Origin of the sequence: Micromonospora sp. KC207 (assembly GCF_004348615.1) — a bacterium.
Lineage (GTDB): Bacteria > Actinomycetota > Actinomycetes > Mycobacteriales > Micromonosporaceae > Micromonospora.
On record NZ_SMKJ01000022.1, the window covers coordinates 17,318 to 39,652 of the forward strand.

General features: G+C 74.2%; 21 protein-coding genes, 1 tRNA gene and 1 pseudogene. 8 read left to right on the top strand and 15 right to left on the bottom strand.

Features of this window, described 5'->3' with window-relative positions:
* Positions 1–2 precede the first annotated feature (2 nt).
* From ngg to E1258_RS04875, 4 genes are all read left to right on the top strand, one after another.
* A complete protein-coding gene (gene ngg, locus E1258_RS04860) occupies positions 3–1,850 on the top strand; it encodes an N-acetylglutaminylglutamine synthetase (protein WP_132397204.1) in 1,848 nt (615 codons plus the stop codon).
* Complete coding sequence (locus E1258_RS04865; protein ID WP_132397206.1) at positions 1,847–3,034, top strand: osmoprotectant NAGGN system M42 family peptidase; 1,188 nt, start codon at positions 1,847–1,849, stop codon at positions 3,032–3,034. Before ngg ends, E1258_RS04865 begins: the two co-directional genes overlap by 4 nt.
* A gap of 378 nt (positions 3,035–3,412) precedes the next feature.
* Positions 3,413–4,345 carry a ribonuclease Z gene (locus E1258_RS04870; RefSeq protein ID WP_132397208.1) on the top strand — a complete coding sequence of 311 codons (933 nt, stop codon included), beginning with the start codon at positions 3,413–3,415 and terminating at the stop codon, positions 4,343–4,345.
* Positions 4,342–4,851 (top strand): GNAT family N-acetyltransferase, encoded by a 510-nt coding sequence (locus tag E1258_RS04875; RefSeq protein WP_132397210.1) that lies wholly within the window; start codon positions 4,342–4,344, stop codon positions 4,849–4,851. The genes E1258_RS04870 and E1258_RS04875 overlap by 4 nt, the downstream gene beginning before the upstream one ends.
* Before the next feature lie 243 nt (positions 4,852–5,094).
* On the opposite strand, the gene E1258_RS04880 is transcribed toward E1258_RS04875, so the two are convergent.
* On the bottom strand, positions 5,095–6,465 hold the full coding sequence (locus E1258_RS04880; protein ID WP_132397212.1) for a cystathionine beta-synthase: 1,371 nt from the start codon (positions 6,463–6,465) through the stop codon (positions 5,095–5,097).
* Between the two features lie 75 nt (positions 6,466–6,540).
* Entirely contained in the window at positions 6,541–6,897 is a 357-nt protein-coding gene (locus tag E1258_RS04885) for a YkvA family protein (RefSeq protein ID WP_132397214.1), read from the bottom strand.
* A gap of 129 nt (positions 6,898–7,026) precedes the next feature.
* Between E1258_RS04885 and E1258_RS04890 the strand changes: the two genes are divergently transcribed.
* The 3 genes from E1258_RS04890 (at position 7,027) to E1258_RS04900 (ending at position 10,308) form a co-directional block, all read left to right on the top strand.
* On the top strand, positions 7,027–8,115 hold the full coding sequence (locus E1258_RS04890; RefSeq protein WP_132397216.1) for an SGNH/GDSL hydrolase family protein: 1,089 nt from the start codon (positions 7,027–7,029) through the stop codon (positions 8,113–8,115).
* 80 nt (positions 8,116–8,195) lie between these two features.
* Complete coding sequence (locus E1258_RS04895; RefSeq protein WP_132397240.1) at positions 8,196–8,942, top strand: SGNH/GDSL hydrolase family protein; 747 nt, start codon at positions 8,196–8,198, stop codon at positions 8,940–8,942.
* 103 nt (positions 8,943–9,045) lie between these two features.
* Positions 9,046–10,308: an acetyl-CoA C-acetyltransferase gene (locus tag E1258_RS04900; protein WP_132397218.1), complete on the top strand. Its 1,263-nt coding sequence runs from the start codon at positions 9,046–9,048 to the stop codon at positions 10,306–10,308.
* A gap of 79 nt (positions 10,309–10,387) precedes the next feature.
* Here the strand turns inward: E1258_RS04900 and E1258_RS04905 are convergent, their stop codons facing one another.
* From E1258_RS04905 to E1258_RS04915, 3 genes are all read right to left on the bottom strand, one after another.
* Positions 10,388–10,708 carry a hypothetical protein gene (locus E1258_RS04905; RefSeq protein ID WP_132397220.1) on the bottom strand — a complete coding sequence of 107 codons (321 nt, stop codon included), beginning with the start codon at positions 10,706–10,708 and terminating at the stop codon, positions 10,388–10,390.
* Positions 10,709–10,859: 151 nt separating this feature from the next.
* Positions 10,860–11,675: a Bax inhibitor-1/YccA family protein gene (locus E1258_RS04910; RefSeq protein WP_132397222.1), complete on the bottom strand. Its 816-nt coding sequence runs from the start codon at positions 11,673–11,675 to the stop codon at positions 10,860–10,862.
* Positions 11,676–11,795: 120 nt separating this feature from the next.
* Positions 11,796–11,876, bottom strand: a tRNA-Leu gene (locus E1258_RS04915).
* A gap of 101 nt (positions 11,877–11,977) precedes the next feature.
* Here E1258_RS04915 and E1258_RS04920 point away from each other — a divergent pair.
* Positions 11,978–13,894, top strand: a complete 1,917-nt coding sequence (locus E1258_RS04920; RefSeq protein WP_132397224.1) for a hypothetical protein — start codon at positions 11,978–11,980, stop codon at positions 13,892–13,894.
* A 132-nt stretch (positions 13,895–14,026) separates the two neighbouring features.
* Here the strand turns inward: E1258_RS04920 and E1258_RS35680 are convergent.
* The 10 genes and pseudogenes from E1258_RS35680 to E1258_RS34380 form a co-directional block, all read right to left on the bottom strand.
* Positions 14,027–14,146, bottom strand: a pseudogene (locus E1258_RS35680) (nucleotide disphospho-sugar-binding domain-containing protein); the annotation flags it as partial.
* Between the two features lie 42 nt (positions 14,147–14,188).
* Positions 14,189–15,508 (bottom strand): NAD(P)/FAD-dependent oxidoreductase, encoded by a 1,320-nt coding sequence (locus E1258_RS04930; protein ID WP_036374291.1) that lies wholly within the window; start codon positions 15,506–15,508, stop codon positions 14,189–14,191.
* A 102-nt stretch (positions 15,509–15,610) separates the two neighbouring features.
* On the bottom strand, positions 15,611–16,180 hold the full coding sequence (locus tag E1258_RS04935; RefSeq protein WP_132397226.1) for a hypothetical protein: 570 nt from the start codon (positions 16,178–16,180) through the stop codon (positions 15,611–15,613).
* A gap of 40 nt (positions 16,181–16,220) precedes the next feature.
* The gene (locus E1258_RS04940; protein WP_132397228.1) at positions 16,221–17,594 is read right to left on the bottom strand and encodes a DUF58 domain-containing protein; all 1,374 of its coding nucleotides are present in this window, start codon (positions 17,592–17,594) and stop codon (positions 16,221–16,223) included.
* The gene (locus E1258_RS04945) at positions 17,591–18,598 is read right to left on the bottom strand and encodes a MoxR family ATPase (protein WP_132397231.1); all 1,008 of its coding nucleotides are present in this window, start codon (positions 18,596–18,598) and stop codon (positions 17,591–17,593) included. The genes E1258_RS04940 and E1258_RS04945 overlap by 4 nt, the downstream gene beginning before the upstream one ends.
* Complete coding sequence (locus E1258_RS04950; protein ID WP_132397233.1) at positions 18,598–19,179, bottom strand: hypothetical protein; 582 nt, start codon at positions 19,177–19,179, stop codon at positions 18,598–18,600. Before E1258_RS04950 ends, E1258_RS04945 begins: the two co-directional genes overlap by 1 nt.
* Complete coding sequence (locus E1258_RS04955) at positions 19,176–19,913, bottom strand: DUF4129 domain-containing protein (RefSeq protein ID WP_132397235.1); 738 nt, start codon at positions 19,911–19,913, stop codon at positions 19,176–19,178. The genes E1258_RS04950 and E1258_RS04955 overlap by 4 nt, the downstream gene beginning before the upstream one ends.
* A 19-nt stretch (positions 19,914–19,932) precedes the next feature.
* Positions 19,933–20,646, bottom strand: coding sequence for a uracil-DNA glycosylase (locus E1258_RS04960; protein WP_132397242.1), 714 nt, complete (start codon positions 20,644–20,646; stop codon positions 19,933–19,935).
* Between the two features lie 19 nt (positions 20,647–20,665).
* Complete coding sequence (locus E1258_RS04965) at positions 20,666–21,352, bottom strand: dienelactone hydrolase family protein (protein ID WP_132397244.1); 687 nt, start codon at positions 21,350–21,352, stop codon at positions 20,666–20,668.
* Positions 21,353–21,570: 218 nt separating this feature from the next.
* Positions 21,571–22,203 carry a hypothetical protein gene (locus E1258_RS34380; protein WP_165949640.1) on the bottom strand — a complete coding sequence of 211 codons (633 nt, stop codon included), beginning with the start codon at positions 22,201–22,203 and terminating at the stop codon, positions 21,571–21,573.
* Positions 22,204–22,335: the final 132 nt, after the last annotated feature.

Below are 22,335 nucleotides of genomic sequence, written 5' to 3' on the forward strand. Positions count from 1 at the left end.
CCGTGAGCGACACCCTGGCGACCGGTACGGCGCGCACCGACCGGGAACGGGTGCTGGGCCGCCGCCGCGAGCGGGTGGGGCCGGGCGGTGACCCGATGGTGCCCGCCCAGGCCCCAACGGACGCGGAGACCGAGCGGGAACGGCCGGCACCGGGCGACGGCATGGTGCTCGACTGCGGCTGGGGGCGGCTGGTCTTCGGCCAGACGTTCACCGAGCAGGCCGCCGTGGCGGCGGTGCTGCGCTCGGAGGCGGCCGGCGCCCGGGACATCTGCATCTACCTGCGGGACCCGCACGTGCTGGTGTCCCGGCTGCCCGACGAGCTGTTCATCGATCCGTCGCTGACGTACCGGCTGCGGCTGCCCGCGCGGCGGGCCGGCGGGGAGCGCGACGGGCCGCCCGGGCTGCGGATCCGGACGCTGCGCGACGCCGACGACGCGGACGCGGTGAACCGGATCTATGCCCGTAACGGCATGGTCACCGCCCCGGTCGACGTGCTGGTCGACAACGCCCGCACCGACCGGTTCCTGCACCTGGTCGCCGAGGACGCCACCGGGGACGTGGTCGGCACGATCACCGGCGTGGACCACGTCGCGATCTTCGCCGACCCGGACAACGGGGCCAGCCTGTGGTGTCTCACCGTGGATTCCAACACCGCGCCGCCGGGCACCGGCCAGGCCCTGCTCACCGACCTGGCCGCCCGGCTCACCGCACGCGGCCGGGCGTTCGTCGACCTGTCGGTGCTGGCCGAGAACACCGGGGCGATCCGGCTGTACGAGCGGCTCGGCTTCTACCGCACCGCCACGCTCTGCGTGAAGCGGAAGAACCCGATCAACCAGCGGCTGTTCCTGCCCGCCGCCCCGAAGGGGTACCACCGGCTCAACCCGTACGCGAAGATCGTCGCCGACGAGGCGATGCGCCGGGGCATCCGGGTGGAGGTCACCGATCCGGGGTGGGGCGAGCTGCGGCTGAGCAACGGCGGCCGGACGATCGTCACCCGGGAGTCGCTGTCCGAGCTGACCTCGGCGGTGGCGATGAGCCGGTGCGACGACAAGCGGGTCACCCGGCGCATCCTCACCGAGGCGGGCCTGTCGGTGCCGGCCGGCCGGACCGCGACCGCCGACGCCGCCGACGCCGACGCCGCGTTCTTGGCCGAGGTGGGCCGGGTGGTGGTGAAGCCGGCGCGCGGAGAGCAGGGCAACGGCATCACCGTCGGGGTACGCACGCCGCGGGCGCTGACCGCCGCGGTCGCGCTGGCCCGGGGCTTCTGCCCGGACGTGCTGATCGAACAGATGCGCGACGGCGAGGACCTGCGGGTGATCGTCATCGACCACGAGGTGGTCGCCGCCGCCGTCCGCCGGCCCGCCCAGATCACCGGCGACGGGGTGCACGACATCGCCGAGCTGATTGAGCGGCAGAGCCGCCGCCGGGCCGCCGCCACCGGGGGCGAGTCCCGGATCCCGGTCGACGACATGACCCGGGACGTGCTCGCCGAGGCCGGGTACGGGCTGCGCGACGTGCTCCCCGAGGGGGCGGTGCTGGCCGTGCGCCGGACCGCGAACCTGCACACCGGCGGGACGATCCACGACGTTACCGGCGAGCTGCACCCGGAGATCGCCGAGGCGTGCGTGGCGGCCAGCCGGGCGCTGGACATTCCGGTCACCGGGCTGGACCTGCTGGTCGGCGACCCGAGCCGGCCGGAGCACGTGTTCATCGAGGCGAACGAGCGGCCCGGCCTGGCCAACCACGAGCCGCAGCCGACCGCCGAGCGCTTCGTCGACCTCCTCTTTCCCGGCACGCGGGCACCGCAACGCCTCTGGTCCCCGGCGGGTGCGGCAAGCTCTCAGGCATGACCGCACGCAAACCCGTCCCGCTGAGGATCGACCTGGACTATCTGCGCCAGGTGCTGGTGGAGCTGGTGGAGATCCCGAGCCCGTCCGGGCGCACCGACCACGTGCAGCAGTACGTGGGCGAGCGCCTCTCCGCACTCGGGATCTCCTCGACACTGACCCGGCGCGGCGCGCTCAGCGCCTGCCTGCCGGGGCCTCGGGAGACCGGGGCGGACCGGGCGATCGTGGTGCACACCGACACCATCGGCGGCATGGTGAAGCGGCTCAAGGAGAACGGCCGGCTGGAGCTGAAGCAGATCGGCACGCACAGCGCCCGGTTCGCCGAGGGCGCGCACGTGCGGATCTTCACCGACGACCTGGATCGGGTGATCACCGGCCAGGTCCTGCCGCTCAAGGCCAGCGGGCACCGCTACAACGAGGATGTCGACCTCCAGGGGGTCGGCTGGGAGCAGGTCGAGGTCCGGGTCGACGAGCCCGTCGACGACGAGGCCGGTCTGCGGGCGCTCGGCATCGACGCCGGGGACTTCGTGGCGTTCCTGCCCAACCCCACGGTCACCCCCAGCGGGTACGTCAAGTCGCGGCACCTGGACGACAAGGCCGGGGTGGCGGCCGTGCTCACCGCGTTCAAGGCGATGGTCGACGCGGGGGTCACTCCGGCGGTGACGGCCCACCTGCTGGTCACCGTCACCGAGGAGATCGGGCACGGGGCGAGTCACGGCCTCGACCCGGACGTCGCCGAGATCGTCTCCGTGGACGCCGCGGTGGTCGCCCCCGGGCAGCAGTCCCGGGAGCACGCGGCCACCCTGGCGATGGGCGACGGGGTGGGACCGTTCGACTACCACCTCACCCGCAACCTCGCCTCGATCGCCCGGGAGCACGGGGTGGACCTGGTCCGGGACGTCTTCGACTACTACCGCTCGGACGTGGCGGCGGCGGTGGAGGCGGGCGCGCACGCCCGGGTGGCGCTGCTCGGCTTCGGGGTGGACGCCACCCACGGCCACGAGCGCACCCACCTCGACGGGCTGGGCCACCTCACCCAACTGCTCTGCCTCTACCTCCAGAGCGACCTGGTGTTCCCCGAGTGGGACGCCGAGCCGGAGGGCGACCTGGCCGACTTCCCGTCGCTGGCGGTGCAGCCGGCCAGCGAGGAGGGCCCGCGCGAGGGCCCGATCGGCATCGCAGACTGACTGCCTCGGCAGCGCTGGCTGATCGCTCCGGCAGCGCTGGCTGATCGCTCCGGCAGCGCCGGCCGAGGGCTGCCGAGCCGTTGGCCAAAATTCGTTGCCGACGCCCCGGGGAAGTGGATAGCGTGGCGGTACACGGGAAAGGAGGTGGTCCAGACTTGTATAGCAATCGGACTCGTGAGGTGGCTGTCCGCTAGCCGCTGTCCTCGACAGTGAGAACCTGCCCGCCGCGAGGCGGGTGCACGATCGTCGAGACCGTGTGGCAGCGGTGCGGCGAAACCACGACAGCCACCCGACCCCCGGGGTGCCGGCCAAGTCCAGTCGGCCCGTGCGCGAGCACGGAAGCCCCGGGGGTCGCTTCATACCCGCCGGAGAAATGCCGTGTCCATGCGTGAGCTGATGGTGCTCGGGACGGCCAGCCAGGCCCCGACCCGGGCGCGCAACCACAACGGGTACGTGCTGCGCTGGGACGACGAGGTGATCCTCTTCGACCCGGGCGAGGGTAGCCAGCGGCAGCTCCTGCACACCGGCGTCACCGCCACCGACCTGACCCGGATCTGCGTCACCCACTTCCACGGCGACCACTGCCTTGGGCTGCCCGGCATCGTTCAGCGGCTCTCCCTGGACCGGGTCCCGCACCCGGTGGCGGTGCACTTCCCGGCCGGCGGGGCCGACTACTTCGCCCGGCTGCGGCACGCCAGCTCCTTCCACGAGACCGCCGAGCTCGCCGTCGGGCCCATCACCGTCGACGGGCAGCGGGTCGCCCTGCGCGGCGGCGGCACGCTGGAGGCCCGCCGGCTGCGGCACCCGATCGAGACGTACGGCTACCGGCTGGTCGAGCCGGACGGCTGCCGGATGCTGCCGGAGCGGCTGGCCGCGCACGGGATCGCCGGGCCGGCCGTCGGTGAGCTGCTGCGCGCCGGCCACCTCGACCTTGGCGGGCGTCGCGTCACCCGCGACGAGGTGAGCGTGGCCCGTCCCGGGCAGCGGTTCGCGTTCGTGATGGACACCGGGCTCTGCGACAACGTGTACGCCCTCGCCGAGGACGCCGATCTGCTGGTCATCGAGTCGACGTTCCTGGCGTCCGAGGCGGCGCTCGCCGCCGAGGTCGGGCATCTCACGGCCGGTCAGGCCGCGCGGGTGGCGACCGAGTCGGGGGTACGCACGTTGGTGCTCACCCACTTCTCCCAGCGCTACGGCGACGCCGGGCGCTTCGCCGACGAGGCCCGGGAGCACTTCGCCGGTGAGCTGGTCGTCGCCGAGGACCTGACCACCGTGCCGGTCCCGCCCCGGCGGGTAGCCTCGGCCAGGTGACGGTCATCCTGCGCCACGCCACCGTCGACGACCTGCGCCCGGTGGGGGCGCTGCACCAGCGGTCCCGGGTGGCGGCGTACTTCTCGTTCCTGCCGGCGGAGGCCCTCGCCGATCCGACGCCGGAGGCGATGGGGTGGTACTGGGTCGAGCGGTGGACCTGGGAGCGCGACGACCACCTGATGACCGTCGCCGAGCGGGACGGCCAGCTGATCGGCTTCAGCTACGTCGGCCCGGACGACGCGGGCGACCCGGCGACGGGGCTGCTCAACGCCATCCACCTCGACCCCGGCGAGCGGGGCCGGGGCACCGGCCGGGCGCTGATGCGCGACGCGCTGGCCACCATGCGGGGCCGGGGCTGGGCCCGGGGGGTGCTGTGGGTGCTGGAGCACAACGTCGCGGCCCGGCGGTTCTACGAGCGGGGCGGCTGGCTGCCCACCGGCGAGCGCCGGGAGGAGCGGATCGGCGCAACCCGCGCCCCCCAGCTCCGCTACGCCCGTGACGTGTAAGGAGGGGCCCCTGTTGACGCATACGGTAGAGAAGGGTTCCCTTCTCACGTCGGCCCCCGTCCACTCTCACGTCGGCGCCCGCCCACGCCGTTGCCGGCACCAACGCCCCGGCTACTGGCGACCCGGGGCGTCGTCGGTAGCCGCCCCGGGCGCCAGTGGCCCCTCAAACGTCGGTGGTCTCTCAAACGTCGGTGGTTCCTGGGACGTCGGTGGTCCCTGGGACGTCGGTAGCCGCTCCGGGCGTCAGCGGGCGCCGAGATGGGCGAGCAGGTCCTGCCGGGTGAGCACGCCCTTGGGCTTGCCGTCGACCAGCACCAGCGCCGCGTCGGACTTCTCCAGCAGGGCGACCGCCTCGCTCACCGGCTGGCCGCCGCCGATCATCGGCAGCGGGTCCGCGGTGTGCCGCTCGATCGTGTCGTGCAGGTGTGCCTGGCCGGTGAACAGGGCGTCGAGCAGGTCCTTCTCGGCGACCGAGCCGGCCACCTCGCCGGTGACCACGGGCGGCTCGGCCTTGAGCACCGGAAGCTGCGAGACGCCGTACTCGCGCATGTAGTCGATGGCGTCGCGGACCGTCTCGGTCGGGTGCACGTGCACCAGCTCGGGCAGCCCGCCGGGCTTGCCCGTCAGCGCGTCGGCCACGGTCGGCTCGGTGCCGGAGTTGTCGAGGAAGCCGTACCGGGCCATCCACGCGTCGTTGAAGATCTTCGACAGGTACCCCTTGCCGCTGTCCGGCAGCAGCACCACGACCACGTCGTCCGGGCCGGCGGCGCGGGCCACCTCCAGGGCGGCGACCACGGCCATCCCGCAGGAACCGCCGACCAGCAGCCCCTCCTCGCGGGCCAGCCGCCGGGTCATCTCGAACGACGCCTTGTCGGAGACCTCCACGATCTGGTCGGCGATGCCCCGGTCGTAGGTGGTGGGCCAGAAGTCTTCGCCGACCCCCTCTACCAGGTACGGCCGGCCGGTGCCGCCGGAATAGACCGAACCCTCCGGATCCGCCCCGACGATCTTCACCCGCCCGCCGGAGGCCTCCTTGAGGTACCGCCCGATGCCGGAGATGGTGCCGCCGGTGCCCACCCCGGCCACGAAGTGGGTCAGCTCGCCGCCGGTCTGCTTCCACAGCTCCGGGCCGGTGGTCTCGTAGTGCGAGCGCGGGTTGGCCGGGTTGCTGTACTGGTCGGGCTTCCACGCGCCGGGGATCTCCCGGGCCAGCCGGTCGGAGACGTTGTAGTAGGAGCGGGGGTCCTCCGGCGCGACGGCGGTCGGGCAGACCACCACCTCGGCCCCGTACGCCCGCAGCACGTCCTGCTTGTCCTGGCTGACCTTGTCCGGGCAGACGAACACGCACCGGTAGCCCTTGAGCTGGGCCACCAGGGCCAGGCCGACGCCGGTGTTGCCGCTGGTCGGCTCGACGATGGTGCCACCCGGCCGCAGGATGCCTGCTGCCTCGGCGTCCTCGACCATGCGCAGCGCGATGCGGTCCTTCACCGAGCCGCCCGGGTTGAGGTACTCCACCTTCGCCAGCACGGTGGCCCGGATGCCCTCGGTCACGTTGCGCAGCCGTACCAGCGGGGTGTTGCCGATCATCTCGACGACGTTGTCGTAGTACTGCACCTCGTTGTGCCCTTCGTTGCGGCACCGGCGTCGGCGGCCGGGCAGATGTTGATTCGACGCCCAGGGTACGTCCCGTCAGGGCACCACATGACCTGGGATGACGGAGGCGCGACGGACCTCCCACTCCAGGAACCGCTCGCTCTCCGAGAGCACCGCCCCGGCCAGCCAGGTCACCATCACGGCATCGTCGGCCAGGCCGAAGACCGCCAGCGGGATCTCCGGAAGCAGATCGATGGGCGAGACGACGTACGCCGTCGCCGCAGTCATCAGGGCCAACCGGAGGCCGCCGTCGTACTCGCCCCGGATCGTTGCCCGGATCATCCGGGGCAGGGCCGCCAGCCGGGCCCCCAGCGACGGGCCGCCCCGTGCCCCGGCGGTCAGCGCCCGGGCCAGCGCCGCGAACGCCGTGCCGCGCTTCAGTGTCTTCCCCATCTCCACGCTCCTCTCCGACTGACAGCGTGCGGTGTCGACGCAAGTGGTACCCGCAACCGTCGGATCCCAGCCACGAACCGGGCAGTACGACGACAGCGGCGTGTCGTACCGGCGCGATAATGTCGACGTATGGGGGTCGCTGGTTCCGTCGCACCGGCCGGTCCGCGCGAGCAGCCCGGTCCGCGCTGGCAGCCCGGTCCGCGCTGGCAGCACGCGGGACGGGTCGCCCGCCTCGCGGCGATCGGCACGGGCGCCACCGCCGCGGCCGTCGCGGCGACCACGGGCGTCCTGCTCGGCCAGGCCCGGCAGGCCCGGCGCACCATCCCGATGGCCGAGGCGCCCCCGCCCCGCTGCGACGGCGTCTACGGCGCGAAGCTTCCCGGTCGGCCGCTGACCATGGTCGTCCTCGGCGACTCCTCCGCCGCCGGGTACGGCGTGCACCGCCGCCGGGAGACGCCCGGCTCGCTGCTGGCCACCGGGCTGTCCCGCCGGCTGCACCGGCCGGTCCGGTTGCGCCGGTTCGCCGTGGTGGGTGCCATCTCGTCGGGGCTGAAGCCGCAGGTGGAGGCTGCGCTGGAGGTTACGCCGGACGTCGCGGTGATCCTGATCGGCGGCAACGACGTCACCAACCGCACCCCGCCGGTCCTGGCGGTGCGCTATCTGGTCGACGCGGTCCGCGCGCTGCGCGGGGCCGGCTGCGAGGTGGTGGTCGGCACCTGCCCCGACCTCGGGGCCATCCAACCCATCCAACCGCCGCTGCGCTGGCTGGCCCGGCGGTGGAGCCGGCAGCTCGCCGCCGCCCAGACGGTGGCGGTGGTCGAGGCGGGCGGCTGGACGGTCTCCCTCGGCGACCTGCTGGGCCCCCGGTTCGTCGCCGAGCCGACCCGGATGTTCGCCTGGGACAGGTTCCACCCCTCCGCAGAGGGGTACGCGATGGCCGCCGCCGCGCTGCTGCCGACGGTGCTCTCCGCGCTGGGCGGGGTGCAGGAGCGTCCCCCTGGTCTCGCCCGTGGCGAGGGCGTACGGTCGCTGCCGGAGGCCGCCCAGGAGGCGGCCCGGCACGCCGGCACGGAGGTCAGTGCCACCCAGGTGCGGGGCCGCGACCGCGGGCCCGGCGGGCGGTGGGCGCAACTGCGCCGGCGGGCGTTCTTCGGTGTCGGCGCGGTGCCGCAGATCGGCCCGGCCGCCGACTCACCCACACTGGAGGAACGGCCATGACCGAGCACAGCGGCAGGCGCGGCGGTGGTGACCGGGGCCTCGGCGCGGAGATCGCCGTCCGGCTGGGCAGAGTGGCGGCGATGTCCCTGATCGCCGGGACGATCGGCGGCGCGGCCGTCCTGGCCGGTGAGGCGTTCCTGGCCCGTAACCGCCCGTACGCCCAGCCGGAGCTGGGCCTGGCCCTGCGCGCCACGATCGGCCGGGCCGGGGCGCCGCCGCTGCGACTGGTCCTGCTCGGCGACTCGTCCGCGCTCGGGGTGGGGGTGGCCCGGCTCAGCGACACCGTCGGCGGGCAGCTGGCGGACCTGCTCGCCGAGGGGCCTTCCGGTCGCCGGGTGTACCTGTCCAGCGTCGGGGTCTCCGGCTCCCGCTCCACCGACCTGGCCACCCAGGTGGCCCGGGCACTGCTCGGCCCGCGCCCCGACGTGGCGGTGATCCTGATCGGCACCAACGACGCCACCGCGCTGCGCAGTCCGGCCGAGGCCGGGGCGTACCTCGGCTCGGCCGTGCGGCGGCTGCGTGAGGCGAACGTCGAGGTGGTCGTCGGCACCTGCCCGGATCTCGGCGCGGCCCGCGCGATCGCGCCGCCGCTGCGGCAGGTGGTCGGCTGGTCCGGCCGGCGGATCGCCCGCGCGCAGACCACCGCCGTGCTCGACGCGGGCGGCACGGTGGTCGACCTGGGCACCGAGACCGGCCCCGTGTTCCGGGCCGACGCCGGCACGTTCTGCCACGACGGCTTCCACCCGTCCGCCGACGGGTACCGGATCTGGGCGCACGCCCTGCTCCCGGCCGTCGCCGCCGCCGCGAACGTCGCCTCCCGCCACTGAACGTCGCCCACCGGCCCCGGGCGCCGCCTACCCGAGGCCGGGGTGACATTCCCCGCCGGGCGCTCCACTTCCCGCCAAGTTACCGGCGAGTTAACGTTGCCTCATGCCGACTGAGTCGTCCCGCGACGCCGTCATCGTCGCCACCGCCCGCTCCCCCATCGGTCGGGCGCACAAGGGTTCCCTGCGCGACGTCCGCCCCGACGACCTCGCCGCCACCATCGTCCAGGCCGCCCTGGACAAGATCCCCCAGCTCGATCCCACCGAGATCGACGATCTGTACCTCGGGTGCGGCCTGCCCGGCGGCGAGCAGGGCTTCAACATGGCCCGGGTGGTCGCCACCCTGATGGGTCTCGACGGCCTGCCCGGTGCCACCCTCACCCGCTACTGCGCCTCCTCGCTCCAGACCACCCGGATGGCGATGCACGCGATCCGGGCCGGCGAGGGCGACGTGTTCGTCTCCGCCGGCGTGGAGACCGTCTCCCGGTACGCGCGCGGCAACTCCGACGCGCTGCCGCCGGAGGCCCAGGCGCTGGTCGGCGGCGACTGGCAGAACCCGCGCTTCGCCGCCGCGCGGGACCGCTCGACGCGGCGGGCCCAGGGCGGCGCGGAGGTCTGGACCGACCCCCGCGCCGCCGGGGAACTGCCCGACATCTACCTGACCATGGGGCAGACCGCGGAGAACCTGGCCCAGGCGTACGACGTGAGCCGCGCGGACATGGATGCCTTCGGCGTACGCAGCCAGAACCTGGCCGAGAAAGCGATCGTCGACGGCTTCTGGGCCCGGGAGATCACCCCGGTCACCACGCCCGACGGCACCGTGGTCAGCACCGACGACGGCCCCCGCCCCGGGGTGACCCTGGAGGGCGTGGCCGGGCTCAAGCCCGTGTTCCGCCCGGACGGCCGGATCACCGCCGGCAACTGCTGCCCGCTCAACGACGGCGCGGCGGCTGTGGTGATCATGAGCGCCCAGCGGGCACGCGACCTCGGCCTCACCCCGCTGGCCCGGATCGTCTCCACCGGCGTGACCGCCCTCTCCCCCGAAATCATGGGCCTCGGGCCGGTCGAGGCGTCGAAGCAGGCCCTCCGCCGGGCCGGGATGACCATCGACGACATCGACCTGGTCGAGATCAACGAGGCGTTCGCCGCCCAGGTGATCCCCTCCTACCGGCAGCTCGGCGTCGGCGAGGAGAAGCTGAACGTGATGGGCGGGGCGATCGCCGTCGGCCATCCGTTCGGCATGACCGGCGCCCGGATCACCGGCACCCTGCTCAACGCCCTGCAGTGGCACGACAAGAGCATCGGCCTGGAGACCATGTGCGTCGGCGGCGGCCAGGGCATGGCCATGGTCCTGGAACGCCTGAGCTGAGGCCCGGCTGGCCGGGGCGACGTACAACCGGCACCCCGGCCCGGTGCCGGCAGGCCGACCACCCCGCGGAGCGCGGCGGTCAGAGCGCGGATCGGGTCGCCGTCACCGCGGCGGCGGCCCGGGCCAGCGCCCCGGCGGGCGGGGCCGCCGCCAGCAGGTCGGCGGCGACCACCCTGAGCTGGTCAGGCAGGACGAGGTCGTTGTCGAGCCGGGGCACCGCCCGGCGGGGCTGCCCCTCGGCGTCGGCGGCAAGGTTCGCGATCTCCTGCGCCAGCCGGTGCACCAGGTCGGCCCGGGACACGTTGCCGCCCCCGGCGCTCGCCGCCCAGCGCGGCTGCTGCCAGTGCCCGACCTGACGGACCAGCAGCTCCACCGCCCGGCCCAGTTCCACTGCGCTCACCACGCCGAGTCTACGGACGCCGCCCGGGCCGCCCCGGCACCGGCTCGTGCCGGCCAACGTCAGCGGCGCAGGTAGCCGGCGGGTCGCCCGGCCCGGAGACGACGGCGCCCGCCGCCGCAGATCGCGGGGCGGGCACCGTCGGGGACGACGGTCAGTCGTCGCCCTGGAAGTAGCTCAGCAGGCGCAGGATCTCGATGTAGAGCCAGACCAGGCTGACCAGGATGCCGAACGCGGCCGTCCAGGAGTAGCGCTGGGGCAGGCCCATCCGGACGCCCTGCTCGACCTCCGCGAAGCTGAGCACGAAGCTCAGCGACGCGACCACGATGCAGACGAGGCTGAAGCCGATCGCCAGCGGGCTGCCGTCGCGCAGGCCGGTGTTGACGCCGAAGAGCGCCAGCACGAGGTTGATCATCATCACCGCGAACAGGCCGACCATCGCCGCGACCATGCCGCGGACGAACTTCGGGGTCGCCCGGATGACCCGCGCCTTGTAGAGCATGGCCATCAGGAAGAACACGCCGAAGCTGGCCACCACGGCCTGGAGCACGATGCCGTCGTAGAGCGAGTTGAACGCCTTGCTCACCATGCCGACGAAGACGCCCTCGACGACGGCGTACGCGATGACCAGCGCCGGGTTCGCCATCCGGGAGAACGAGATGATCAGGCCGAGGACCAGGCCCACGACCGCCGCGCCGATCCAGGCGACGCCGAGCAGCGCGTCCGGGACGAGCACCCAGGCCGCTGCGGCGGACGCGCCGAGGATGCCCAGCAACATGACGGTCTTGACCACCACGTCGTCGATCGACATCGGCGTCACGGTGGGCGGCGCGGCCGGGAAGCCGGTCGCGCCCGGGTACTGCTGCGGATAGCCGGGCTGCCCGTAGGGCCCGGTCGGGGCGTACCCGGTGGCCCGTTCCCGCTCGGCCGCCTGGCCGAGTCGGGCGAGCACCGGGTTCGAAGTCTTCACTGTCAGGCCTCCCTCAGGGGGTCGTCGCACGTGAACGTGCCCTTCCAGGGTAGACGCACCGCTCGACGCCGTGGAGATCAACGAGCGACGGAGGAGCTGTGAAGAAGCTGAGAGGCACGGTGCCCGGGGCGGGGGTCGAACCCGCACGCCTTGCGGCAGCCGCTTTTAAGGCGGCCGTGTCTGCCGTTCCACCACCCGGGCAGGGCGGCCCCGCGCATCGCCACGCGCCGGTGCAGTGTCACCGTAGCTGGTCCGCGACGACCCGGCGTACCCCGCCGGCGCTCCCGCACTAGGGTCGACCCGTGAGCAGCGCAGCCCGAACGGTCCCCGACGCCGCCCCCGCCCAGGCACTCCGTCCCGACGTCCCGGCACCGGCCGCGGGCCGGTGGGTCCGGTTCCGGGGCGCCGCCGCCCGACACCGGGGCGATTTGCTGGTCGGGCTGCTGTTCACGGCCCTCGCGGGTTGGCTCACCCACGGGCTCTGGCCGGACCCGTCCGGCCGGGTGCTGGCGCTCAACCCGGAGGACCAGGCCCTCTACGAGTGGTTCCTGGCCGTCGACTCGCGCGCCCTGCTCGGCGACTTCGGTCTGCTCACCGACCGGCTCAACGCCCCGGACGGGGTGAACTTGATGGCCAACACCACGGTCATCGCGCTCGGGGTGCTCTTCGCCCCGGTCACCCTGCTGTTCGGCGCTCCGGTCACCTTCGCCGTGCTCGCCGGCCTCAACCTGGCCGGCACCGCCCTCGCCTGGCACCTGCTCTTCACCCGCGTCCTGGGGGCCCGCCGGCTGGCCGCCGCGCTCGGCGCCGGGCTGTGCGGCTTCGGGCCGGGGATGGTCTCGCAGACCAACAGCCACCTGCACATGACCGCCCAGTGGCTGGTCCCGGTGATCGTCTGGCTGGTGGTCCGGCTGCTGCGCGCGGCCGACCCGCTGGGCCGCGGCGGCTCTTCCGACGCCGACCGTCTCCAGTCACGCCGCGGCGAGGACCGCCGCGGCGAAGGCACCGGCGACGCCGGATCCGGGCGGGTAGGGCCGGACCGGCGCCGCATGCTCACCTCCGCCGTCGGCCTCGCCGCCGTGGTCAGCATCCAGGTCTTCGTCGGCGAGGAGGTGCTCTTCCTCTGCGCGCTGACGCTGCTGGTGATGGCCGTCACATACGCGCTGGCCGACCGGGCGCTGCTGCGGCGGGCGCTGCCCGGCTTCGCCGGTGGGATCCTGGTCGCCGCCGGACTGGCCCTGCTCGTGCTGGGGTACCCGTTGTGGTTCCAGTTCGCCGGCCCGCAGGGCGTCGCCGACGGGATGTTCAGCCCGCACTACTTCTCGGCCGATATGAGCAGCTGGTGGACCCTCTCCCCGCTGTCGGTGGCCGGCGGCGACGACGCGGCCCGGCTGACCACCGGCCCCGCCGAGTACAACACCTTCCTCGGCTGGCCCCTGCTCGTGGTCGCCGCCGGCTGCGCGATCTGGCTGGGCCGCCGCCCGCTGGTGCTCGCCTGCGCGGCCGGTGCGCTGGTCATGGGCGCGTTGTCGCTCGGCCCGGACGTGGTCGTCGCCGGCGACCGGACCAGCCTCCCCGGGCCGTACGCCCTGCTCGGTGGTCTGCCCGTGGTGGACGGGGCGCTGCCGATGCGGTTCGCCCTGGCCGTGCTGCCACTGGCCGCCACGATGCTGGTGCTGGCCGTGGACCGGGCGCTGCGGGGCACCGGGCGGGCCCGCCGGCTGGTCCCGGCGGCGGTCGGGGTCGCGCTGCTGCCGATCCTGCCGGTCCCGCTGCCCACCGCCGAGCGGCCGTCGCTGCCGGAGTTCGTCACCGCCGGCCACTGGCGGGAGTGCGTCCGCCCCGGCGGGGTGCTGGTGCCGGTGCCGCTGCCCACACCGAAGGAGCCGTGGCCGATGCGGTGGGCCACGGCGGCCGACGCGGAGTTCGGCCTGCCCGAGGGCTTCTTCATCGGCCCGTACGGCAAGGACGGCACCGCCGCCATGGGCACCTGGAAGCGCCCCACGTCGGCCCTGCTCACCGACGTGGCGAAGCGGGGCGGCCGGCCGGCCGTCGGCGACGCCGAACGGCGGCAGGCCGCCCGGGACGCCGCCCGCTGGGGCGCGTCCTGCTTCGCGCTGGCCGCTGGCACCCGCCACGAGGACGACCTGCGCGCCACCCTGGACCAGCTCTACGGCCCGGGCGAGCGGATCGCCGACGCCTGGATCTGGCGCACCTGACGCCTGCCCCGCCCATGCGCCGCGCCCGGCCTGCTTTCCGTGCCGGAACTGCCGTCGCGCGCGGTGGCCGCCGACATCATCATGAGCCCGCGACCAACGAAACCACGCTGGGTTCGACGGGTTCGTGTGAGCGCCGGGTTCGTCGACTCGTCGCGCGAGGTAGTGCTGGTCGTACACCTCAGGGATCATGACCTGCGGCGTGCCGGCCTGCGCGGCGGCCGTCGTGGTGCCCGCGCCGCCGTGGTGGACCACCGCGGCGACCGACGTTCGGCAGGACGACGTGTCTTTTACACCTCAGGTGCGGGGTTGGGATGCCTCGGCGAACTCCTCGCGCGGGTCGTGGAGCTGACCGAGCGCGACCACCTCGCGCTTGAGGAAGAACGCCAGCGACCAGTCCACTACGACCCGGACCTTACGGTTGAACGACGGAATCCGGGACATGTGATACGTCCGGTGCATGAACCACGCCGGCCAGCCGGTCATCTTGATGCCGTAGACCTGGGCGACGCCCTTGTGCAGGCCGAGGCTGGCGACGCTGCCCACGTGCTTGTGCTTGTAGTCGACCGGCTGCCGACCGCGGATCACGTTCGCGATGTTGTCGGCCATCCGGGCGGCCTGGCGCACCGCGTGCTGGGCGCTCGGCGAGCAGAAATTGCCCGCCTCCTTGGTCAGGTCCGGCACCGCCGCGCAGTCACCGGCGCTCCACGCGCCCTCGACCAGCCGGTCGCCGTCGACGACCTGGAGGGTCGGCAGGCAGGTGACGCGGCGACGCTCGTCGCGCGGGAAGTCGGTGGCGTCCAGCATCGGCGACGGCTTGACGCCGGCCGTCCAGACGATCGTGTCGGAGCGGAAGCTGTCGCCGTCGGAGAGCTTCACCACCCCGTCGAGGCAGGACTCCAGGCGCGTGTCCAGCCGGATGTCCATGTTCCGCTTGAGTAGCTGCTGCACCGTGTAGGCGCCCATGTCCCGGTCGACCTCGGGCAGCACCCGCTGGGTCGCCTCCACCAGCACCCAGCGCATGTCCTCCGGCTCGAGCTCCGGGTAGTACCGCAGCGCGTCGCGGGCCATGTCCTCCATCTCGGCCAGCGCCTCGATGCCCGCGTACCCGCCGCCGACGAAGGTGAACGTCAGGGCGCTGCGGCGCACCTCCGGATCCGGCGTGGCCGCCGCCACGTCGAGCCGGTCCAGCACGTGGTTGCGCAGGTAGATGGCCTCGCCGATGGTCTTGAACCCGATGCCGTGCTCGTGCAGGCCCGGGATCGGCAGCGTCCGGGAGACCGAACCGGGGGCCACCACGACGTGGTCGTAGGGGATCTCCCGGGTCGGGCCGCTGATCGGCTGCACCGTGGCCACCTTGCGGTCGTGCTCGATCCGGATGACCGTGCCGGCCACCACCTTGCACCGCCGCAACTCCCGCCGCAGCGGCACCACGGAGTGCCGGGGGGAGATGTTGCCGGCCGCCGCCTCCGGAAGGAACGGCTGGTACGTCATGTGCGGCTGCGGGTCGACGACGACGACCTCCGCCTCCCGCGAGGAGAGCTTCTTCGACAGACGAAGAGCGGCATAGAGACCGACGTGCCCGGCACCGACGACAAGGATCCGCTTCGGATTCACGCCTACCATCTTTCCCCCGCCGGCTCGGCTAACCCCTTTCGAGACCCCCCTTTGTGACGGAGCACAACACCTGTGACCTGCACAACGTGCGCCCGCGTTCCGTCATCTGCGCCGCAGCAGCCACCCCAGCAACGCGCTCAACACGACCGCCACCAGCAACCCGGCGACCGTCACGGCGAGGTGGCCCCGGTCCGGGCCTACGTCGGCGACCCGGACGAGGAGCACCCCCAGCACCGCCGAGCCGAGCAGCACCCCGCCAGCCCGGGTGAGCCAGCGCACGATCAGCTCCGGGTCCACCACCGCGTCGTACGGCAGCAGCGCCGCGAGCGCGGCCAGCGAGTGGGCCAGGTACAGGGCCGCCGCCACGGCGAGCAGCCGCCAGAGCGCGACCGGGCGGCCGTACCCCTCGGTGGCCAGCAGCCAGCCGCCTGCGGTGACCAGGGCGGCGAACGTCGGCCAGATCCGGCGCGGCCCGACCGCCGGCAGCAGCGCCACCAGCGCGAGGCCGGCCAGCGGGCGGCCGGTGAGGACCTGCACCGGGTACGCCAGCAGCAGGCCCGCCAGCGCCGTGCCGAAGACCCCGGCGCGCACCAGCAGCGGGGCCGCGCTGACCCGGTTCACCACCGCGCGCACCGCCCGGGCGCGCTCGGTCACCGCCTCGACCGGGTTCACCGGTTCCGCCCCTGTTCGCTCGTCGGCTGTGCTCCCCCGCTCACCGGCCGCCCACCCTCGGGGCGGTGGCGAGCCGGGCCACGTCGCGCAGGACCTGGTCGAGGCTGCCCGCCCCGGCCCAGCCGACCACCGGCACGCCGTGCTCGCGGAGCTGGCCGATCATGGTGTCCCGGTCCAGCCGCCACAGCCGGAAGGCCACCTCGGACCAGCCATGCCGGCCCGGCGGCGGCAGGTCGGCCGGGAGCGTGTCCACCGCCACCACGAACCGCCCGGACCGGGCCATCCGGGCCAGCATCTGGGCGGACCGCTCGTCCAGCAGCGGGGTGAGCACCACCACCAGCGCGTCCGAGGAGAGGATCTGCGGGCCGAAGACCTGGTCGTACGGCTCGTGCGGTGACGACTCGGCGCGCACGTCGAGCAGCCACTCCAGAAGCGTCAGGTACTGCCGGCGGCCGGTGGCGGGGCGCAGCCGGCGGGCCGCCGGCCCGTACTCCAGCATCGCCACCCGGTCGCCCCGGTGCAGGTAGTGCTCGCTGATCGCGGCGGCGGCCCGGACAGTGGTGTCCAGCACCGACGCGGGCCCGCCGACGCCACCGGAGCGGCCGGCCTCGGCGAGCACGTCGAGCAGGACGACCACCTCGGCGTCCCGGTCCGACAGCGTGGCGGCCACGTGTAGCTGCCGGGCCCGCAGCGACACCCGCCAGTCGACGCGGCGCAGCCGGTCGCCGGGGCCGAAGACCCGCACCCCGGCCAGCTCTCCGCCCTCGCCGGGGCGGCGGGAGTGGTGCGCGCCGACCAGGCCGGCGGCCCGGGGCATCGCCTCCACCGCCTCGAACGGCTCCGTCCTCGGGTACACCCGGAACCGGACCGGCTCGGTGATCGCCGCCCGGGAAACCAGCAGGCCCCCGGCGGCGGCGACCCGCGCGCCGGCCGGGCCGATCGGGTGCCGGCCCCAGCGCCGGGCCTTCCCGGCCAGCTCCAGGTCGACCGCAGTGCCGGTGTCGACGACGGTGACGAAGGGCCGGTCCACGCCGCTGCGGGACAGGTCCACCCGGGCTCCGCCGACGCCGGCCCGTTCCACCAGCAGCCACGGTGAGACGCGGGTGCGGACCACCGCCACGTCGTAGCCGACCGTGTCCGGGTTGCCGACGGTGACCGTGCCGCCGAACTTCCCGCCCTCGACGAGGTGCCCCTCGTCGGCGGTGATCCACAGCTGCGGGCCCGCCGTGGGCCGGCGGCGCAGCGCGTACGCGGTGCCGAGCGCGAACGGCACGGCCAGCACGACCAGGTCGACCCGGCCGAGCAGCACCCCGGCGATCAGCAGCAGGCCGGCGAGCAGCACCGCCCGGCCCAGCGCCCAGGTGGGCACCCAGCCCGCCACCTGCTGCCCCTCGGGGGTGGGCACGGCCGTCAGCGCCCCGGCCGGCCGGCGGCGTAGCTCGGGAGCGCGCCGCTGGCCGGGGCCGGGGTCTGGTCGAGCACCTCACCGACCACGAAGGACGGGTCGACGCGGCGCAGCCACATCTCCGGGCGCAGCGTGATCCGGTGCGCCAGGGCCGGCGCGGCCACCTCCTTGACGTCCTCGGGCACCACGTAGTCCCGGCCGGCGAAGACCGCCCGGGCGCGGGCCAGCAGCAGCAGCGCCAGCGAGCCGCGCGGCGACGCCCCGACCAGCACCGACGGATGCTCCCGGGTGGCCGCCGTGAGCGCCACGATGTACCGGCCGATGGAGTCCTCCACCACCACGTCCTCCAGCGCGGCCTGCATGGCCCGCAGGGTGGCGGCGTCGACGACCGGGGCGATGTCGGCCTCCTCGCGGCGGCGGCCCATCCGCCGGCGCAGTACCTCCCACTCCTCCTCCCGCTCCGGGTAGCCGAACGACACCCGCAGCAGGAAACGGTCGAGCTGCGCCTCCGGCAGCGGGTAGGTTCCCTCGTACTCGATCGGGTTGGCGGTGGCCAGGACGTGGAACGGCTCGTCCAGCCGGTACGTGACGCCCTCCACCGAGACCTGCTTCTCCTGCATCGCCTCCAGCAGCGCCGACTGGGTCTTCGGCGGCGTCCGGTTGATCTCGTCGGCGAGCAGCAGATTGGTGAAGACCGGGCCGGCGCGGAAGGAGAAGTCGCCGGTGCGCTGGTCGTACAGGAAGGAGCCGGTGACGTCGGCGGGAAGCAGGTCGGGGGTGAACTGGAGACGGCGGAAGTCCAGCCCGAGGGCCTGGGCGAAGGAGCGGGCGGTCAGCGTCTTACCCAGGCCGGGCAGATCCTCCAGCAGCACGTGGCCGCCGGCCAGGATGCCGGCGAGGACCAGCTCCAGGGCGTCCCGCTTGCCGACCACGACCGAGCCGACCGCGTCCAGCACCGCCCGGGCCAAGCGGCCGACCTCGGCGGCGGGCACGGTCCGGTCCACGTCCTTCATCAGATTCTCTCCAGTTCGGCGACGATCACCGCGAGGTCGCGCGGCGACGGGGTGCGGCGGAGCGGGGTGTCGAGGAACGCCGAGAGCCGGTCGCCCATCAGGGCCCGGGCGCGGACCGGGTCGGACTCACGGGTCAGGCCGTGCCGCTGGCGCAGCCGCTCGTCGGCCAGCTCGCCGAGTCGGGGCAGGATCCGCTCGGCGAACCGCCGCGGGTTGCCCGCCGACCAGTCCAGCGGCCGTTCCCAGCCGTTGATCGCGGCGCGCAGCGCGTCCCGGGCGGCCCAGTGGTAGTGGCCGTCCTCCTCGCCGGCAGCGATCCGGGCGCCGGACCGGGGCGGGGGCGGCGGGGCGAGCGCGGCGGTGACCCGGCGGACGGCGAGCAGGGCGAGGACCCCGGCGACGACCACCCACAGCGAGAGCTGGAGCCCGACCGTACGCAGCCCGGCCACCACCACGGCGGTCAGCGCCCCGGCCACCGCGAGGGTCCTCAGCGCGCCGCCGACCCGGCCGCCCCGGGCGGCCCCCTCCTGCGCCGGCTGCTCCTCCTCGAAGCCGAGCAGGTCGTCGATGCTGGTGCTCATTCCGGCCCCCCGCCGGCCGCGACGGCCGTCAGCTCGCCGCGCAGCCGGCGCAGCGCGGCCCGGGCCTGGTCGCGGGTGCGCTCGTCGACCGGGCGGGTGGCGTACCGGGCCTCCCGGTAGACGTGGGCGAACTCGGCCAGCACGTCGGCGCTGACGATCGCCGGCACCCCCGCGTCCGGGTCGCCGCGCAGCAGGCGGGTGACCAGGTCGGTGGGGGTGTCGCCGGTCAGCCGCGCCACCCCGGCCGCGTCGGCGGCCTCCTCCAGGCGCACCCAGCAGGCGATCACGGCGGTGCGCGGGTCCACGTCGGCGTCGTCCAGCTCGACCAGGCCGGCGTCGAGCGCGGCCACCACCTCGCGGGCGGTGCCCTCGGCGGTACGCCGGGCCCGGTCGGCCGGCAGCGCCCGGGTGGTACGGCGGGCCGCCCCCCGGATCAGCGTCCAGGCCAGGTAGCCGAGGGCCACGGCGATCGCCAGGCCGAGCAGGGCCACCACGACGGTGCCCAGCCACTCTGGGATGTGCGCGCGGGTGGCCTCCCCGGCGTCGCGCGGCTCGACCGGAATCGACGGCGACGGCTGCGCCGACGGGTACTCCGGCACGTACGGGATGTTGTCGACGGCGGGCGGGATGCGGCTCGCGCCGAGCGACGAGTGGCCGGCGGCCAGCGCGGCGGCGGCGAGCAGGGCCATCACCGCGACGACCGGCCACCACCTGCGCAGCACGCTGAGGTCCATCGCCACCGCCCCACGCCCGTCAGTCCACTCCGGCCAGCTGCTTCGCCCGGGCGAACACGTCGTCCAGCATTCCCGGTGTCAGCCGCCCGGTGAAGGTGTTCTGCTGACTGACGTGGTAACACCCCAGCAGCGCCGGTGCGGCCATGCCGGACCAGTGTGCCCCATGGCCGAACGCCGGTCGCGGGCTGGGCGGGCGGACGCCGTACACCTCGCGGAGCGCCGGCCACCACGCGGCCCACGCGAACGCGCCCAGCGCGACCACGACGCGCAGGGTGGGCCGGATCAGCGCGACCTCGCGGTGCAGCCACGGGGCGCAGGTGTCCCGCTCAACCGGGGTGGGCTTGTTGTCCGGCGGCGCGCAGCGCACGGCGGCGAAGATCCGCAGGGCGCGCAGCGCGAGGCCGTCGTCGGCGGCGACGCTCGTCGGCTGGTTGGCCAGGCCGGCGCGGTGCAGGGCGGCGAAGAGCACGTCGCCGGAGCGGTCGCCGGTGAAGATGCGCCCGGTGCGGTTGCCGCCGTGCGCGGCCGGGGCCAGGCCGAGAATGCCGATCCGGGCGTCGGAGGTGCCGAAGCCGGGCACCGGCCGCCCCCAGTACGCCTGGTCGCGGAAGGCGGCCCGCTTCGTCCGGGCGACCTCCTCCCGCCAGGCGACCAGGCGCGGGCAGGCGAAGCAGTCGCTGACCGCGCCGTCGAGGTCGACCAGGTCGGTCGCCCGCGCGGCGCGGGCGACCACCTCGTCGGGGATACGGGCCTCAACCAAGCTTCGCCCGGAACAGTTCGAGGGTGCGAGCCCAGGCGCTGGCCGAGGCGCGCTGGTCGAACGCCTCCGGCCGGTCGTCGTTGAAGAACGCGTGCCGGCTGCCCGGGTAGTCGTAGAGGACGCAGCTACCGCCGGCCGCCTCGATCGCGGACCGGGCGGTCCGCACGCCCGGTGCGGCCGAGGTGCCGTCCTCTTCGGAGCAGTGGATGATCGCCGACTTGCCCGCGTAGTCGGCCCACTCGGGGCGCATCTTCTCCCATGGCAGCATCGGGTAGAAACCGGCGGTGGCGACGATCCGCTCGGACAGCGTCGCCGACCACAGGGCCAGGCTGCCTCCGGCGCAGAAGCCGACGCAGCCGACCTTGCCCGCCACCTCGGGCCGCGCCGCCAGGTATTCCGCCGAGCCGGCGATGTCCTTCGCCGCCTCGTCCATCCGCAGGCCCATCAGCAGCCGCCGGGCCTCGTCCGGCTCACCGGTCGACTCGCCGTGGTAGAAGTCCGGGGCGAGCGCCACGAAGCCGGCCTCGGCGAAGCGGTCCGCCACCGACCGGATGTGGGGTACGAGCCCCCACCACTCCTGGATGACGATGACCGCCGGGTTGGCCGCACCGCCGGAGGGTATCGCGAGATACCCCTCGCTCGTCCCCCCGTTGCTGGCGAAGCTCACCATCTCGCCCATTGGCCCGTCCTCCTCGCGGTCAGTCATCGTTGGCTGGTCGCAGGGTGTTCCTACGTGCCGGTAGCCTGCCACGCCCTGTCCCGCTGTTGGAAGACGCCGAGACAGTGGCATTCACCTCCTGTTCGGCTGCTGGTGACTCCTGGTATGCCGACCTCTGTCCGACCACCGGTCATGCCGGGCCCGTTCGGGTCCGGGCCCGGCCCGCCGTGCCGGCCCGGTCAGGCTGCCTTCCTGGTGAGGCAGAGCAGGTAGCCGGTGCTGCCCGGCTTGATGTTGTAGAAGAAGTAGCCGGCCTGCCCGGGCTGGAGGAACGGCTCGCACGCCTCGCCCGTACGCGCCTGCCCCTCGGTCTGGCCGTCGAGGCGACCGACCACCGTGTACACCGCCTCGGTCGACGTGCAGGCCACCACCTGCGCGCCACGGGCGTCCTTGCGCTCCCCCTCGGCCACGTCCGGCAGCTCGGCGAGGCAGTCGCCGGCCTTCGCCTTCGCGGTCCCGTCGGAGTCGAACGCGGCGGCCACAGCACCGCCGAGGCCGAACTTCAGCGCCGCCACCACCCCGATGGCGAGCAGGGCTGCGACCACGCCGAGCACCTTGCGGGCGGCAGACCGCTTCGCCTCCGGCTGCTCCGCGTCGCTCGGCTCCTTCTCCGGCTGCTCCTCGGACTGTGCGGCGTCACCCTTGCCCTGCGCCGCTGCCGGTTCCGTCGCTGGCTGCGCTACCGGCTCCGTCGCCGGTCGCTGCGGCGGCGGCCCCGCAGGCTGCCCGGCCTCCCGGTCGGCGGGCGGGTCGACGGGGCGCGGCGCGTCCTCGGGCGGCGCGGCGGGGTGCGGGGCGACCGGCTCTGACACGGGGGTTCCTTCCGAGGGATGGACGAGCAGACGACACCGTAGCGACCAAGATCGAGGAGCGCTGCCCCGCACGACTCGTCCGTTCAGCTATTTGTAAGGAGGGGCCCCTTGTTAACACACGTGTGTTAACAA